General features: G+C 56.7%; 14 protein-coding genes. 7 read left to right on the top strand and 7 right to left on the bottom strand.

Translation table 11 applies throughout. The features are described from left to right. Positions 1-97 precede the first annotated feature (97 nt). On the bottom strand, positions 98-1,120 hold the full coding sequence (sohB, locus tag IB252_RS07815; protein WP_102614296.1) for a protease SohB: 1,023 nt from the start codon (positions 1,118-1,120) through the stop codon (positions 98-100). Between the two features lie 441 nt (positions 1,121-1,561). Between sohB and IB252_RS07810 the strand changes: the two genes are divergently transcribed. After that, a complete protein-coding gene (locus IB252_RS07810) occupies positions 1,562-2,221 on the top strand; it encodes a hypothetical protein (RefSeq protein WP_192407946.1) in 660 nt (219 codons plus the stop codon). 39 nt (positions 2,222-2,260) lie between these two features. Here the strand turns inward: IB252_RS07810 and IB252_RS07805 are convergent, their stop codons facing one another. The 6 genes from IB252_RS07805 to IB252_RS07780 form a co-directional block, all read right to left on the bottom strand. Beyond that, positions 2,261-3,283, bottom strand: coding sequence for a hypothetical protein (locus IB252_RS07805; RefSeq protein ID WP_192407944.1), 1,023 nt, complete (start codon positions 3,281-3,283; stop codon positions 2,261-2,263). 51 nt (positions 3,284-3,334) lie between these two features. Beyond that, a complete protein-coding gene (locus IB252_RS07800; protein ID WP_192407942.1) occupies positions 3,335-3,730 on the bottom strand; it encodes a hypothetical protein in 396 nt (131 codons plus the stop codon). Between the two features lie 1,048 nt (positions 3,731-4,778). Further along, on the bottom strand, positions 4,779-5,288 hold the full coding sequence (locus IB252_RS07795) for an HNH endonuclease (protein ID WP_102614291.1): 510 nt from the start codon (positions 5,286-5,288) through the stop codon (positions 4,779-4,781). A 192-nt stretch (positions 5,289-5,480) separates the two neighbouring features. Further along, entirely contained in the window at positions 5,481-5,672 is a 192-nt protein-coding gene (locus IB252_RS07790) for a hypothetical protein (protein WP_192407940.1), read from the bottom strand. Beyond that, positions 5,665-5,949, bottom strand: a complete 285-nt coding sequence (locus IB252_RS07785; RefSeq protein WP_192407939.1) for a hypothetical protein — start codon at positions 5,947-5,949, stop codon at positions 5,665-5,667. Before IB252_RS07785 ends, IB252_RS07790 begins: the two co-directional genes overlap by 8 nt. A gap of 245 nt (positions 5,950-6,194) precedes the next feature. Next, on the bottom strand, positions 6,195-7,691 hold the full coding sequence (locus IB252_RS07780) for a tyrosine-type recombinase/integrase (RefSeq protein WP_192407938.1): 1,497 nt from the start codon (positions 7,689-7,691) through the stop codon (positions 6,195-6,197). Positions 7,692-7,961: 270 nt separating this feature from the next. Here IB252_RS07780 and IB252_RS07775 point away from each other — a divergent pair, with 270 nt between their 5' ends. From IB252_RS07775 to IB252_RS07750, 6 genes are all read left to right on the top strand, one after another. After that, complete coding sequence (locus IB252_RS07775) at positions 7,962-8,672, top strand: histidine phosphatase family protein (protein ID WP_192407937.1); 711 nt, start codon at positions 7,962-7,964, stop codon at positions 8,670-8,672. A 64-nt stretch (positions 8,673-8,736) separates the two neighbouring features. Beyond that, complete coding sequence (locus IB252_RS07770) at positions 8,737-9,051, top strand: SCP2 sterol-binding domain-containing protein (protein WP_008154977.1); 315 nt, start codon at positions 8,737-8,739, stop codon at positions 9,049-9,051. 308 nt (positions 9,052-9,359) lie between these two features. Further along, positions 9,360-11,207, top strand: a complete 1,848-nt coding sequence (locus tag IB252_RS07765) for an amidohydrolase (protein ID WP_192408565.1) — start codon at positions 9,360-9,362, stop codon at positions 11,205-11,207. 206 nt (positions 11,208-11,413) lie between these two features. Then, positions 11,414-12,277: a LysR family transcriptional regulator gene (locus IB252_RS07760; protein ID WP_111449840.1), complete on the top strand. Its 864-nt coding sequence runs from the start codon at positions 11,414-11,416 to the stop codon at positions 12,275-12,277. 106 nt (positions 12,278-12,383) lie between these two features. After that, positions 12,384-13,529 (top strand): SRPBCC family protein, encoded by a 1,146-nt coding sequence (locus tag IB252_RS07755; RefSeq protein ID WP_192407936.1) that lies wholly within the window; start codon positions 12,384-12,386, stop codon positions 13,527-13,529. Further along, complete coding sequence (locus IB252_RS07750) at positions 13,526-14,614, top strand: SMP-30/gluconolactonase/LRE family protein (RefSeq protein WP_192407935.1); 1,089 nt, start codon at positions 13,526-13,528, stop codon at positions 14,612-14,614. Before IB252_RS07755 ends, IB252_RS07750 begins: the two co-directional genes overlap by 4 nt. Positions 14,615-14,700: the final 86 nt, after the last annotated feature.

The raw sequence follows: 14,700 nt of genomic DNA, 5'->3' as shown, positions 1-14,700 counted from the left end.
CCGTAAGGAAAATGGATGGACTTGAAACCCGCCAAAAAAAAATGAAACCGGGGAAGAATCCACGGTTTCATTTTTTAACGATGATGCTTGTCGAGTATTACCAGAAGCGTTGCTGGGTCAACCGGCTCCACCAGCTCAGCAGCACACGATCGACCGAACCGCTGGCCGCCATGCCGATGCGCTCCTGCAGGCTTTTGCGTTCGGCATAGTGCAAATGGTACAGCTCGGACTTCTTCGCTCGTTCGGCAAGGTATTCATCGCTGGTCTTGAGTTCGTCCACCAGTTGCTTGTCCAGTGCAGCAATACCGAGCCAGATTTCGCCGGTGGCCACTTCGTCGATGGCCAGTTGCGGGCGATAGCGCGAAACGAAGTTCTTGAACAACTGGTGAGTGATGTCCAGGTCTTCCTGGAACTTCTCGCGGCCCTTCTCGGTGTTTTCGCCAAACACCGTCAGGGTGCGCTTGTACTCGCCCGCAGTCAGCACTTCGAAGTCGATGTCGTGCTTTTTCAGCAGGCGGTTGACGTTAGGCAATTGCGCGACGACACCGATCGAGCCAAGGATCGCGAACGGCGCGCTGATGATCTTCTCGCCGATGCACGCCATCATATAGCCGCCGCTGGCCGCGACCTTGTCAATGCACACGGTCAACGGCACACCGGCATCACGGATACGCGCCAGTTGCGAGGACGCCAGGCCGTAGCTATGAACCATGCCGCCGCCGCTTTCCAGACGCAGCACCACTTCATCCTTGGGCGTGGCGAGGGTCAGCAGCGCGGTGATTTCATGGCGCAGGCTTTCAGTGGCCGACGCCTTGATGTCGCCGTCGAAATCGAGCACAAACACCCGTGGCTTGGCCTCGGTTTTCTTCTTTTGCTTTTTCTCGGATTTAGCTTCGACCTTGCGCAAGGCCTTGAGCTGGTCCTTGTCGAGCAAGGTTTGCTCCAGGCGTTCGCGCAGCCCTTTGTAGAAATCATTGAGTTTGCTGACTTGCAACTGGCCGACCGACTTGCGTCGACCTTTGCTGCGCAACGCCGCGAAACTGGCCAGGACCACCAGAATGGCGATCACCAGTGTCACGGTCTTAGCCAGAAAAACTGCGTACTCGGCAAAAAACTCCACAGGGGAACCTCGAAGGCTTTAAAGCCTCATTCTACGGACATTGTTCGGTGAGTGTCTAACATCGTTCTAACGCTGCTCTAACACTTTGATCCACCTGAGAGCTACCGCCAGCGGCTTTGAATGATCGACCTACAGTGGCGCACATGAACGCGATAAGGACCCCATGCGGGCGCCTATGTGGACCTGCGCGAGGGCACACGGGGGAACCTGAGTAAGTAGAAGCAATGAGGTGGTCTTTCAGATTTTTCTGTCAGATTCTCATCAAGGGCCCTTGAAGCGCCCGTATAGCCAGAAGGCCACATGAACAGCCACGCAGACCCAGTAGGCAGCGTGCAGCGTGTCCATAAGATCTCCTTAAAGGTGGTGCAATAGGACTGATGTCGTTCAGTCTATAATTGTGTCTCAGCCGCACCGTGCGACTTCGAAAATGGATGGGTAGCCATGGAAAATTTTGAGATATCGCAACGGGGTGCAGGAATGCACATTGAGGGCTTCCCTGACGCTGTCAAAGTGGTTCACATAGACAGCCCTGATGCCGTTCGGTTATCAGACTTGGCTCTTCATAAGAAAGACTTGGAGTTCGCCGACAATTGCTTGGAAGCAATAAACATAGCGCCAGAGGAACCGCATGTACTCCGTGAAGCTCTCTGGCGATCCGCAATTGTTCATTTTCTAAAATGCTTTGGTAATTCGAAGGCGCGATTCCGACTGACGACTGACGAAGTGCTACGAGGCGAGCCATCAGAGGCCATGGAAGCCTTCAAATACTTCAAGTCTTTGCGTGATAAGCACCTTGTACACGATGAAAACTCCTATGCCCAAAGCATTCCCGGAGCAGTGTTAAACAATGGGTGTAAGGACTACAAGATTGAGAAGATCGTATGTTTGTCAGCTGCTTCGGTAACCTTGGAACAAGGGAGCTACGGCAACCTTAAGCTGCTTATTGGGCGGGCGCTCTTATGGGTCACTCAAGAGTTTGACCAACTATGTGAGAGCCTCACTGAGGAGCTTGAAAAAGAGACTTATGCAGAGTTGATGGCGAGAGCTGATATGACTTACAAGGTGCCGACACTCGACGAGCTACACAAGAATCGGCGTTAGGGTAGAGGCCCAATGCGGGCCCCTTCGGAACGGTAAGAGTCAGGCGGTCAACTTAACGTTGGTGATCATCGGGAAGGCCACAGCCTCGGTCTGGAGACCATCAGCGGTCAGCTTCACACGGACCTTGCCGTTAGCAACGATGTCCACGACAGCCAAGATCTCAAGGTCCCAGCACTGGTGGTTACCATTGCGGGTCGCTTGGATCTTCCATACGTCACCGTTACGACCTTCGCGGTAGCTCAGCGAGGTGAACAGCTTCGGCATCAGGAACAGTCCATAGTCAGTGCCACTGTAAGGTTGCACAGAGGCGCCAATCAGGGTCTCAATGCCCTCTATGCCCTCTACGCCCTCTACTCCTGCTCGATGAGCTGCACGGTTGAGCACTGCGATCAGAGACACAGGCAGCAGAACCACGAAGTCACCCAGCGAGGTGCCTACAGTCTGGTTGATGTTCATCGTCAAGAGGTCAATGAGGTCATCAGCGATCTCTACAGGCTTGCCGGTTGGCATGGTCTCTGCGACCACTTCGGTGCTTGGGGCAGTCGAGAGAATGCCAGCGATCTTACCGGCAGCGCTTAGCTCGATGTCACGGAGGATCTTGTCAGCGGTCTGGGCCAGAGAGCCCACGGTGAAGCCAGCCTGAATGTTGTGGTCGAAGATGGTGACACGGTGGCTGATGACCAAGGCGGTATCGGTAGGCTCGGTGAAGATCACAGTTCCTGCCAGGACTTCGCCCTTCGAAATGGTCTGGTTGTCCCAGTTCTTGCGAGGGTCGAAGGTGACGGTACGATCAGCCATGGTGATGATTTGTTGACCCGTGGCATTAGAGCCAGCCGGACGGAACTCGCAAGGGGTCCTCTCAGCAGCCTCTTCACGCCACTCGTCACCGTTCAAGTAGTCCTCAGCGACTGCCACAAAGGCTTGCACGTAGATGGACACGTCGGTAGACGCAAGGGTCTCTGAGCGGACATCGGCGGTATTGAAGCGGATCGACCCGTTATGCTCATCGGTGATCGAGGTGGTGTAGGTCGATGGTTTTTCATATTGGTTAGGCAGTTTCATGGGGATGGTTCTCCTGAATTAGATGATGTTGAGGACAGGTAGGGAAAAGACCTACCAGCCAGAGTTACGAGAGGCAGCACGGACCCGGTAGCCTTGTTCTCGAATGGCAGCCGCTCGGGCTTCCCTATCGGCCTTCGCTTGGGCCAGCTCACGAGGCGTAGCTTCACGGAGACGCTCAGCGTGGGCATCGGCCTCAGCTTGTTGACGAAGACGCAGACGGGCCTTCTCTGACTTGTCTATGGCGTACTCTCGGGCGACCTCGGGGATCGCAGCGAGTGACAACCCGGCCTCATCGAAGGCCTTAACGATCTCGAACTTGCGGCTTATTACGGTGGCGCATTGGGCGACCAGCATGGGCAGCATGATGTTCTCGACGTACTCACGGCTCAGGGCTTGGCCGGACACGGTGACTTCGTTCTTCAGGACGTTGGTGATGGTGATTTTCATGGTGTTGGATCTCCTATGAGGTGACCCTTTGATCGACCTTGGCGCAATAGACGCGCACGACAAGACGGCAAGGAGGGAGCCGCATGGGCATCTTCCAAGGTCGATCAAAAGGTTCTTGATTTCAGATGTTTGATGGTGTGGTTAGCACCACTGTTGATGGTCTAACAGGACATGGCGGACCTGAGAGGCATCGTTGAGTTATCAGTGTGGCGACACTGTGTCGTTACTGTTGAGTAGGACGCTTAGACATAATGGTGGGAACATTCTTCATGAGTCGGACCAATCTATCTAAGTCGATCTTAAGGTTCTCCAAGAGTTCTTTGAGGGCGTCTACGTGATACGCAGACATCCTCGTTCTGAGGAACGCATAGGCACCTTCGACATCCTTGTGAGCCCTGAGACCCGTGGTCTTTACGGTAAAGGCGGCATAGGCAGACCTTGGAGTCATGGTCGCTTCGATGGCTAATAGGTCAGCTTGATGCTGAGGCTCAAGACCATCTAACTTGAAGTGGAATAACATAGGACCTCCTTAGAGATGGACTGAGAGAACAGGGATAATCATGGTCGCCAGACCAATCCCTAACTTAGAGACAACTTGAGACATCTATAAGGAATCTTAAAGATAAAGGATAAAGATTTAACTAAAGATAATAATAATAGAGTTACTCAATGAGTAATCTTTAAGATCTTTAAGTTAAAGCCCCCCGTGCAACTTGAGCAATACACGGTGGCCCCAATCCCGTGCAAGGTCTCTCTGCGGTGTCCTCCATGGACATCGACTAACGAGTGACAATATCAAGCTGCGCTCCTTCCTACTGGAGCCAGACACTGATGGTCTGCTTACCGGGGACTGTCGAGCGCTTGGCGTGCCTCCCATGAAGGGCGGTCGCACTGGTCGTCTCAGTTGTCGCTGGTCGGGTCCGCAAGGGAGCCCGGTAGGAATCTGGAAGAGCCACAGAGAAATTTATTTTTGGTTTCTGTGGTGTCTCACAATAGTGAGGGTAATATAAGCTCCTATTGACACCCTCAAGGAATCTATGCTTGAAACCTACACATTCCTTGCATATTCCCCGTGTGATTCCTTGCGTCTGGTTTTCAGGTAGCACTGAGCAGCCCTGATATTAGCCAGATGGGCGACCTGAGGCTCGCCATTGATCGAAACTTGCGCTCGATACCAACCGTTAGGCAACTTGGAGATTCCTTTGGGGAGACCGGATGCCTTCTTGTACGCCTTCTTGTTCAAGGTGTTTTGTTGCTGGGTACAGGCACGCAGGTTCTCGACATTGTTATTTAGGCAGTCACCATCACGGTGATCGACAACAAGTTCAGCCGGGTCGATTCCAGTGTGCATGTAATAGATGACTCGGTGGGTCCGATAGAACTGACCGTTGAACTGCATACGGTAGTAACCATCGCTGCCGATGCTCACGACAGGACCAACTTTGCCATTGCGGCCTGTTGTAGCTTTGGTACGGGACAAGCCCGATGGGCTCTCTGGGTCGATCTTATAGCGGGCCTGAAGGTCGGTCAGGGATGGCATTGCGGTGAAGCTGATCATAGTGGGTCCTCCTGAGGTTTGGTTGGGTGTCTCTCAATAGTGAGGACAAAATAAACCGTCTCAGGAATGACCAGAATGGATCACAAAGTCATGAACAAGCACGCTCCTACGCTCACGGAGCAAGGCCAGGACCCAACGAGTCGATTAGATTTCACGTAGGGGCACCCATGGAATTGCGGTCTCGAATTGCACTTAGCGTCGCTGATGCTTATTGAAGCGATGTCGCGCATCCCACAGCAGTCTTTCATTTGTGGCGTCTGGCTCTTTTATGTAACGCCGCTCTGCCACTTTAAGTCCATAAGCCGGAAAGACACGATAGGCGATCATTTTCACCACCGCCCAGCAAATAATCAAAACAACTATTATTCCAATAACTTCAAACATCTCTTTCTCCCTGCGTTGAGATTTCGAATAGATACATGATGGTAATGCCGTACTGGACATAAACATCTTCTGCCCGCAACTCAGGATTGTCCATCTTCAGGCGGCTCATGCTTTCCTTGACCATCCCTCTATGATTCATAATCCCTTTTGCAAAATCATATGGAACACCACGCGATACGGCATATTGAATTGAGCGACTCATGGTCCCTCTCAATACGCCCTTCAGCACATTCCATAAGATAAAACAAAAAATAATAGCCAAGACTGTTGTTAGCATGCGCTTCCTCCCCGGAAACATAACTGATTGCTTTCCATGCTCTCAACACGGAATCTTCATACAACCGAAAATGTCCGCCAAAGGAAGCGCCACTATTTTAGTATCAAACCAAAAGCTCTCGCCAGAGCTTCATGCATCAGCGTCACCTCCATGGAACTCCAAGCCCCATAAAGGTCATAGCTGATCGACCCCGACGAGTGCCAAAGGGTCTTTCTTGCTGGTAAAGACCCAGGCCAATCGAGTGCTTACCGTTGAGCAGTAGCCACCAACGAAAACGCCCCCTTGAGCGCCTCAGCCATGCGGCCCAATTGCACAGCCCCAGCGGCACCATATAGGTCATATGTGATAGACCCTGAGCTGTGCCCAGTGATCTCCTGAGAGATTCCCAAGGATACCTCAGCGGCCTTGAGACGCCCCGACATGGAGTGACGAAGCGAGTGGAAAGACAGCCCGGTATTGGTCTCGGTGCCCAGCACATCACGAGTCAACTGATTGAGCATGGACGTGAAGCCACTTGAGGACCGCTTGAAGAGCTTGCCATCGGCAGCCTCAGCGAATGCCTTGAGAGCCTCCAAGTCCAGCCCATAGGCAGCCACCAAAGGCACCTTACGAACACTGAACTTGTTCTTGATGGTCTTTCCGTCATTGGTGTTTATGTCCATGACCAACAAGCCTTGGGCCTCAATGATGTCCTTCGAGGTCAACTGGTAGATCTCGCCAATGCGAGCCCCAGAGACCACGCCAATGCTCAGCGCCCAGCGCTTCCAATCGGTAGCAGGGAGCTTGTTCGCGTAATCCATCAGCGCAGCCACTTGAGCCGGTGAGAATTCCTTCCGCTGACTCTCAGAGCCCCTGAGGATTTGCAGCTTCTGGACAAAAGCCTTGGTGATATAGGCGTTGGCTTCAGCCCATACCATGACAGTCGTGAGGTGAGTCAGGATCTTGTTGACCGTGGAGACTTTGCGACCCGCCTTCAGACCATCCCTCAAGGCCAGCATGTGAGCCCGTGTATGGATCTTCAAGTCCAAGTCACCAAGGAGCCCGCTAATTGTCCCGCAAGACGCCCTGAGGTTCTTCAGTGTGGAGCCGGTGAGATCGTCCTTGCGCTCGGTCATGTAGAGCGCAGAGAGATACTCAAAGGTGTGGACAGGTGTGGTCAGATTGTCGAGACCTTGAGGAGCCCCTTCGGACGCTAATACAGATAGGGACACAGGAAGAGGCACGTCACTCGCGTGCTTCATTTCTTCGATGATCTCAACGATCTCTCCAAGGCTTCCATGAGTTCGCTCTTCAGCGGCAGTCATGATCCTTGTCCCCATCATCACCGCTTTGGCCTGATCGGAGTTCAAGGGCACCGTACAGGCGATCTCGTCGAGGTCCCTACGGATCTCTGAATAGACCAACCCCATGCCGCCATAAGCTGGTGAGGCGCTAACTGGGTCGTAAGGATCCCAAGCAGAGCCTGTCGCCAAAGCGCCCTCAGCGATCTCCTTGAGGCGTTCGCGGAGTTGATCCCAAGTGGCTTCGGGTTGATCAAGATGGAAGGTTCTGAGCGTGGTCAGCAGGTGCTTCGCGATGGTCACAGCGGTTTGCCTATGGATCGTCTTGAGGGAGAGCGTACAGGTAGCTTTAGAGCCCAGTGGGCGAATGCGGAGAGTGTAACGGCCTTGCCTGCGGTAGACCCATGGCGTGGCGAGTTCTAACAGTGTTCTAACAGTCGGTGCTTTGGTATAGGAGGTCATGATTGGTCGCGCCCTTGTCCTGCTTGGGTTTGACCTTCGTTGCGCCCCAGTTGGCAAAAAACTCCACAGGGACTCCTTTAATACGATGCGCTGCATAAACGCGCGCGGGATACCTCCAGCATACCCATGCGTCGCCCCGGCGGCCAGCCGTGAAACCTCTGGCAACAGCCCTGTAACGGGCATTTCAAACAAGCGTATGTTTTTTCATTGACAGCTCACCGTCATCCTCATAACCTCGCCGAACCTTCAACGTACCGGGATGACGCGGACGTGGGCAGTATCTATTTGATTCGACATGGCCAGGCCTCCTTTGGTGCAGACGACTATGACGTCCTGTCGCCGACCGGTGTTCGCCAGGCAGAAGTCCTCGGCCAACACCTCGCCGCGCTGGGCATCAGCTTCGATCGCTGCCTTTCGGGCGACCTGCGCCGCCAGCAGCACACGGCCAACAGCGCGCTGGAACAGTTCGCGGCGGCAGGCCTGCCGGTTCCCGTCCTGGAAATCGATTCCGCTTTCAATGAGTTCGACGCCGACGCGGTAATCCGCGCGCTGTTGCCAGCCATGTTACCGGACGAACCCGAAGCGCTGCACATCCTGCGCAATGCCGCGCAAAACCGCGGCGAGTTCCAGCGCATCTTCGCCCTGATCATCGAACGCTGGCTCGCCGGCACCTATGACACACCGGGCCTGGAAAGCTGGCTGGGGTTTGTCGAACGGGTGCAAGCTGGTCTGCAGCGAATCCTCGAAAGCGCCGACAATTCCCAGAAAATCGCCGTGTTCACCTCCGGCGGCACTATCACGGCGCTGCTCCATCTCATTACGCAAATGCCGGCAAAGCAGGCGTTTGAACTGAACTGGCAAATCGTCAATACCTCGCTCAACCTGCTGAAGTTTCGCGGTCGCGAGGTGGCGCTGTCTTCTTTCAACAGTCATGCGCACTTGCAGCTGTTGAAGACCCCGGAACTCATCACGTTTCGCTGAGTCCGGACCCTTGTGACCCTGGCTGTATTCACCCAGCTCCAATTACCCAAGAAAGGATCGAACCATGACCTCCGTAGCTGATGCCGTACAAGCAATGAAAGCCAAGTTCAACCCAGCCGCTGCTGCCGGTCTGGACCTGGTATTCGGTTTCCGCATCGACGACACCAAAAACTTCTCGCTGATCGTCAAGGACAGCACCTGCGAGCTCCAGGAAGGCGAGAACCCGGACGCCCAGGTGACGCTGGTGATGGACGGCGAAACCCTGGAAGGCATCGTCAGCGGCGAAACCGACGGCATGCAAGCCTTCATGGGCGGCAAACTGCGCGCCGAAGGCGACATGATGCTGGCCATGAAACTGTCCGAGCTGTTCCCGGCCTAAGCGCGCCGCTCCCGACCTTCGGGAGCACGCCTGGCTGCAAACGAATCCCGCCCATCGAGGCGGGATTCGTCGTTTTTCGCCATCGGAAAACGGCTACCTGCGGATTTGCCGTCTATATTCCTTCTGGCCGCATGCGTCAGACATCGGCTGTTTGCCCTCGCTTTCTTTATCAAGAACCTTTGCGCGGAGCACTGCCCATGAGCCCACCTGACGACCACGACGGATTTAACCGCCGCCGTGTACTGCAAGGCCTTTCGGCAGGCGCCGTCGGTGCCTGGATCAGCCCGCTAATCGCAGGGAGTAAAACCATGCCCGACGCCCCCGCCGACCTCATTCTGTACAACGGACGCCTGCACACCGTCGACCGCAAAAAACCTCAGGCCAGCGCCGTCGCGATCAAGGACGGACGCTTCGTGGTGGTCGGCAGCGATGCCCAAGCCATGGCCCTGCAAGGTCCCGGCACACAAATTATCGACCTGCACGGTCGCACGGTGATTCCCGGTCTCAACGACTCACACTTGCACCTGATCCGTGGTGGCCTCAACTACAACCTCGAACTGCGCTGGGAAGGCGTCCCTTCACTGGTTGACGCGCTGCGCATGCTCAAGGATCAGGCCGACCGCACACCCACGCCGCAATGGGTGCGGGTGGTCGGTGGCTGGACCGAGTTCCAGTTCGCCGAAAAACGCCTGCCGACGATTGATGAACTGAACAAGGCCGCGCCGGATACCCCGGTGTTCGTCCTGCACCTCTACGACCGTGCCCTGCTCAACCGCGCCGCGTTGAAGGTGGTCGGCTATACCCGCGATACGCCAAATCCGCCGGGTGGCGAAATCCAGCGCGATGCCAATGGCGACCCGACGGGCATGCTGATCGCCCGCCCCAACGCGATGATTCTCTACTCGACCCTGGCCAAGGGGCCAAAGTTGCCGCTGGAATACCAGGTCAACTCCACCCGCCAATTCATGCGTGAACTCAATCGCCTGGGTGTCACCAGCGCCATCGATGCCGGCGGCGGTTATCAGAATTATCCGGACGACTATCAAGTCATCCAGCAACTGGCCAAAGACCAGCAACTCACGGTGCGCATTGCCTACAACCTGTTCACGCAGAAGCCCAAGGAAGAACTGACCGACTTCAAGAACTGGACCAGCACCTCCCACTACGGTCAGGGCGACGATTTTCTACGGCATAACGGTGCCGGGGAAATGCTGGTGTTCTCGGCGGCCGACTTCGAGGACTTTCTCGAACCCCGCCCAGACCTGCCGCAAACCATGGAGCAGGAACTGGAACCGGTGGTGCGCCACTTGGTCGAGCAGCGCTGGCCGTTCCGTTTGCACGCCACGTACAACGAATCCATCAGCCGCATGCTCGACGTGTTCGAGAAGGTTAACCGCGACATTCCATTCGACGGTTTGCCATGGTTCTTCGACCATGCCGAAACCATCACCCCGCAGAACATTGAACGGGTCAAAGCCTTGGGTGGTGGCATCGCGATCCAGGACCGCATGGCCTTCCAGGGCGAATACTTCGTCGACCGTTACGGCGCCAAGGCTGCCGAAGCCACGCCGCCCATCGCTCGCATGCTGGCCGAAGGCATTCCGGTCGGCGCCGGCACCGATGCCACGCGCGTCTCCAGTTACAACCCCTGGACTTCGCTGTACTGGCTGATCAGCGGTCGCACCGTCGGTGGTCTGGCGCTATACCCGCAAGGCTTGAGCCGCGATACCGCACTGGAACTCTTCACCCACGGCAGCGCCTGGTTTTCCTCCGAGCAAGGCAAAAAAGGCCAGATCAAGGTTGGGCAGCTGGCCGACTTGATTGCGTTGTCGGCGGACTATTTCCACATCGAGGATGAAGCGGTCAAATGGATCGAATCGGTACTGACCATCGTTGATGGCAAGATCGTCTACGGCAGTGTCGAGTTTGAAAAACTCGGGCCGCCTCCCGTCCCGGTGGTGCCTGAGTGGTCGCCCGTTGCCAAAGTACCGGGCCATTGGAAACCCCTGGCGCCACTGACGGCGCAGGTTCACCAATGCGTCGGGGCTTGCGCGGTGCATGCCCATAGCCATGAACGGGCACGGTTGTCCTCGGCGCCGGTCAGCGATTTCGGCGGTTTCTGGGGGGCCTTTGGTTGTTCGTGTTTCGCGTTTTGAACGAATAGCCAAGTGAAAGGGGAAACTATGGCGAGGGAGCTTGCTCCCGTTCGGATGCGCAGCAGCCGTAAACTATCCGACGGGAGCGTATCTGGAAAATCGCGGCGACAGGTTTTGGGGCCGCTTCGCGCCCCAGCGGGAGCAAGCTCCCTCGCCACAGATGAGCGGTGCTCTTACAATGGCGCACCTCCCGCACCGGCCACCCCATGGACATCGATCTAGCCCGCACCTTTCTGGAAATCGTCCGCCACGGCAGCCTTGCCGCGGCGGCTGAAAAACTCCACGTTACCCAGACCGCGATCACTGCGCGGGTACAGAAACTCGAAAGCCAGCTAGGAAGTACGTTGTTCGTACGCAACCGCGCCGGTGCGCGCCTGACGCCGAACGGTGAAGCCTTCGTGGTCTACGCCAATCAACTGGTCGAAACCTGGGAAGCGGCGCGCCGGGACTTGCCGTTGCCCGAGGGTTATCGCGACGTGCTGCACATCGGTGGCGAGGTCAGTCTGTGCAACCCGCTGATGCTCAGCTGGGCCGGCGCACTGCGCGAGAAGATTCCCAGCCACGCCCTGCGCATGGAAATCCGTGACGGTGAAAACCTGCTGCGCCAACTGGAACTGGGGGTTCTGGATGCGGCGCTGGTTTACCAGCCGGAGTATTGGCCACGCCTGCAAGTCGAACAGGTGCTGGAAGAAAAACTGGTCCTCATCCGCCTGGCCGCACGACCCGATCCCTACGTGTATATCGACTGGGGCCCGGACTTCCGCCGTCAGCACGATGCGGCCCTGCCGGAAAAAGCCAAAGCCGCGTTGAGCTTCAACCTCGGCCCACTGGGCTTGCAGTACATTCTGGAAAACGGCGGCAGTGGCTACTTCCGTACCCGGGTGGTTCAGAGCTATCTGCAAAGCGGTGTGCTGGAGCAAGTGCCCAAAGCCCCCGAATTCAGCTACCCGACCTATCTGGTTTACTCCCGAGACCGCGACTCGGCGACCCTGCAACACGCCTTCGACCTGCTGCGCGAAGTGATCAAATCCGACGATGACTGGTCGCAACGCTGGAACCCGCTGACCTGAGCCCGGTTTGCACCGAAGCATGGCGGTTGCGTTCTCAAGGTTGGGCCAGCCAAAACGCCGGGATCGTCTAATCTGCTGGAGATAACAATAACGACAGGTGATTGCAGTGAGGCAGACCACCGAAGCATTCCGCGCCCGCTACCGCGCTGCTATTCATCCGCTCTACAACCCATGGCTGCACGGCGCTTTTGTGCTGCTGTTCGGGGTGCTGGCCATCGGCGGATTCTGGAGCACCGTACACCGGGTACAGCCACTGGAATGGCTGGCGGTGCCGTTGACGTTGTTGTTTTTCAACTTCGGCGTGTACAGGGTCCATCGGCACTTGGGGCATCATAAAAAAAACTTCGCGCGGATGTTCTACGCCCGCCATGCCGGCGACCATCACAGCTTTTTCGCCCCCGGCCACATGAGCTACGACACGGCCCGGGACTGGCGGGTGATTCTGTTTCCAGCCTGGCTGATCGTGTTGCACACGGTCGTCATCACCCTGCCCGTCTGGTGGTTGCTTGAGCAGTTCGATGCCAACGTCGCCGGGTTGTTCGGCGGCTGCCTGGTCCTCGGCTACCTGACCTATGAAGTGTTCCATGCCTGCGAGCACCTGCCACCCGAGAACCCCGTCACACGGTTGCCGTGGATCCGCCAGATGCGCCGCCTGCATGAGCTGCATCACCGTCGTGAGCTGATGCAGGAACGCAATTTCAATATCGTTTTTCCGCTGATGGACTACCTGTTCGGCACCCTCTATTGGGAACCCGAGCCGATCGACCTGCACCCGACGAGAACGCCCATGACCTGCATGCAACATCAGATCGACATTGCTGGAGACCCGATTGACGTACTCGCCTATGCCAGCACCGTGACCCGTTGGCCGGAGTGGCATCCTTCGTCCCTCAAGGTCGATGGCCAGAGCGGTCCGCTGCATGCCGGGGGGCGGTTCGAGGAAGACATCAAGGCGGGCGGGCGTGAGGGACACTTGCACTGGGAGGTTAACGAATACCTGCCGGGACGCCGCTGGAGTGCCTGGGCCCATGACGATCACGGGTTGTCTTTGGTGGTGACTTACGAGTGCGAGGCCCGGGGCGATGGCACACGCTTTGTCCGCACCCTGGAGTATCGGTTCAGCGGCCTGGCGATGCGCATTGCCAATCGACTGCTGCTCAAGCGCCGCATCGATCGTGAGTCGGCAGCGTCGATGCTGGCATTGCGCGAAATGGCGCAAAAACAATGGGCCCCGGCAGGAGTCAGCGCGTGAGTCGAACCGTCAAGTTTCGCCATGTGGTGTTGCTGGTGGTCGTTGCCATCGGCGCCTTTCTGCTGCTGATGCCGACCAAGGTTCAACCGGTGGCCTGGACACCGTCACCGGCGCCCTCCCTCACCAGCGGCCTCTACGCCGACAATCAGCGCCTCAAAGGCATGGAGCGCGTCGGCGCCGCGGATATCGACGGCCCGGAAGCGTTACTGCTGGAGGAAAACGTCCTCATCACGGGTTTGCATGACGGCCGATTGATCCGTACCAGCCTCGACGGCAAGGTCACCAGGATTCTGGCTGATACGGGCGGCAGACCCTTGGGCCTGGCCCGTCATCCCAACGGTCTGCTGGTGATTGCCGATGGGGTCAAGGGCTTGCTGTCACTGGATGCCCAGGGCCGGTTGATTCCATTGACCACGGCGGCCAACAGCGTGCCCTTCGGTTTCACCGACGACGTGGCGATCGACAAATCCGGGCACTACGCCTATTTCAGTGATGCCTCCAGCCGCTTTGGCTACGGCAGTGACGGCGACGCGATTATCGAGCACGGCGGCGATGGCCGCTTGCTGCGTTATGACTTCCAGACCGGCAAGACCGAGGTCCTGCTGGATAAGCTGGAATTCGCCAACGGCGTGACCCTGGGCCCAGACGATGCCTTTGTGTTGGTCAACGAAACGGGAGCCTATCGCATCAGTCGCTACTGGCTGAGCGGGCCGAAAGCCGGCACCCGTGATCTATTCATCGACAACTTGCCAGGGTTGCCGGACAACCTCGCGTTCAATGGCCGCGACCGCTTCTGGGTGGCGCTCTATGCACCGCGAAACGCATTGCTCGATGCCACCGCGCCGCATCCCTTCGTGCGCAAGATGATCGTGCGGGCCATGACTTTCCTGCCCAAACCGGTGGAGAAACGCGCCTTCGCGCTGGGCCTGGATCTGGACGGCAAAGTGATCGCCAACCTGCAGGACGGTAGCAGCGACAACTATTCGCCGATCACCACCGTTCGCGAGTATGGGGATTGGTTGTATTTCGGATCGTTGAAGGCCAGACACATGGCGCGGTTACCGTTGAGCAAGGCATTGCAATAGACACCAAAAAAACCTGTACCTGTAGGAGCCGAGCTTGCTCGCGATGGCGATCTGTCAGGCACATTAATGTTGACTTTGCCGCCGTC

Origin of the sequence: Pseudomonas sp. PDM10, assembly GCF_014852295.1 — a bacterium.
In the GTDB taxonomy this organism is placed as follows: Bacteria; Pseudomonadota; Gammaproteobacteria; order Pseudomonadales; family Pseudomonadaceae; genus Aquipseudomonas.
This window is presented reverse-complemented; position numbering and strand designations above follow the sequence as displayed.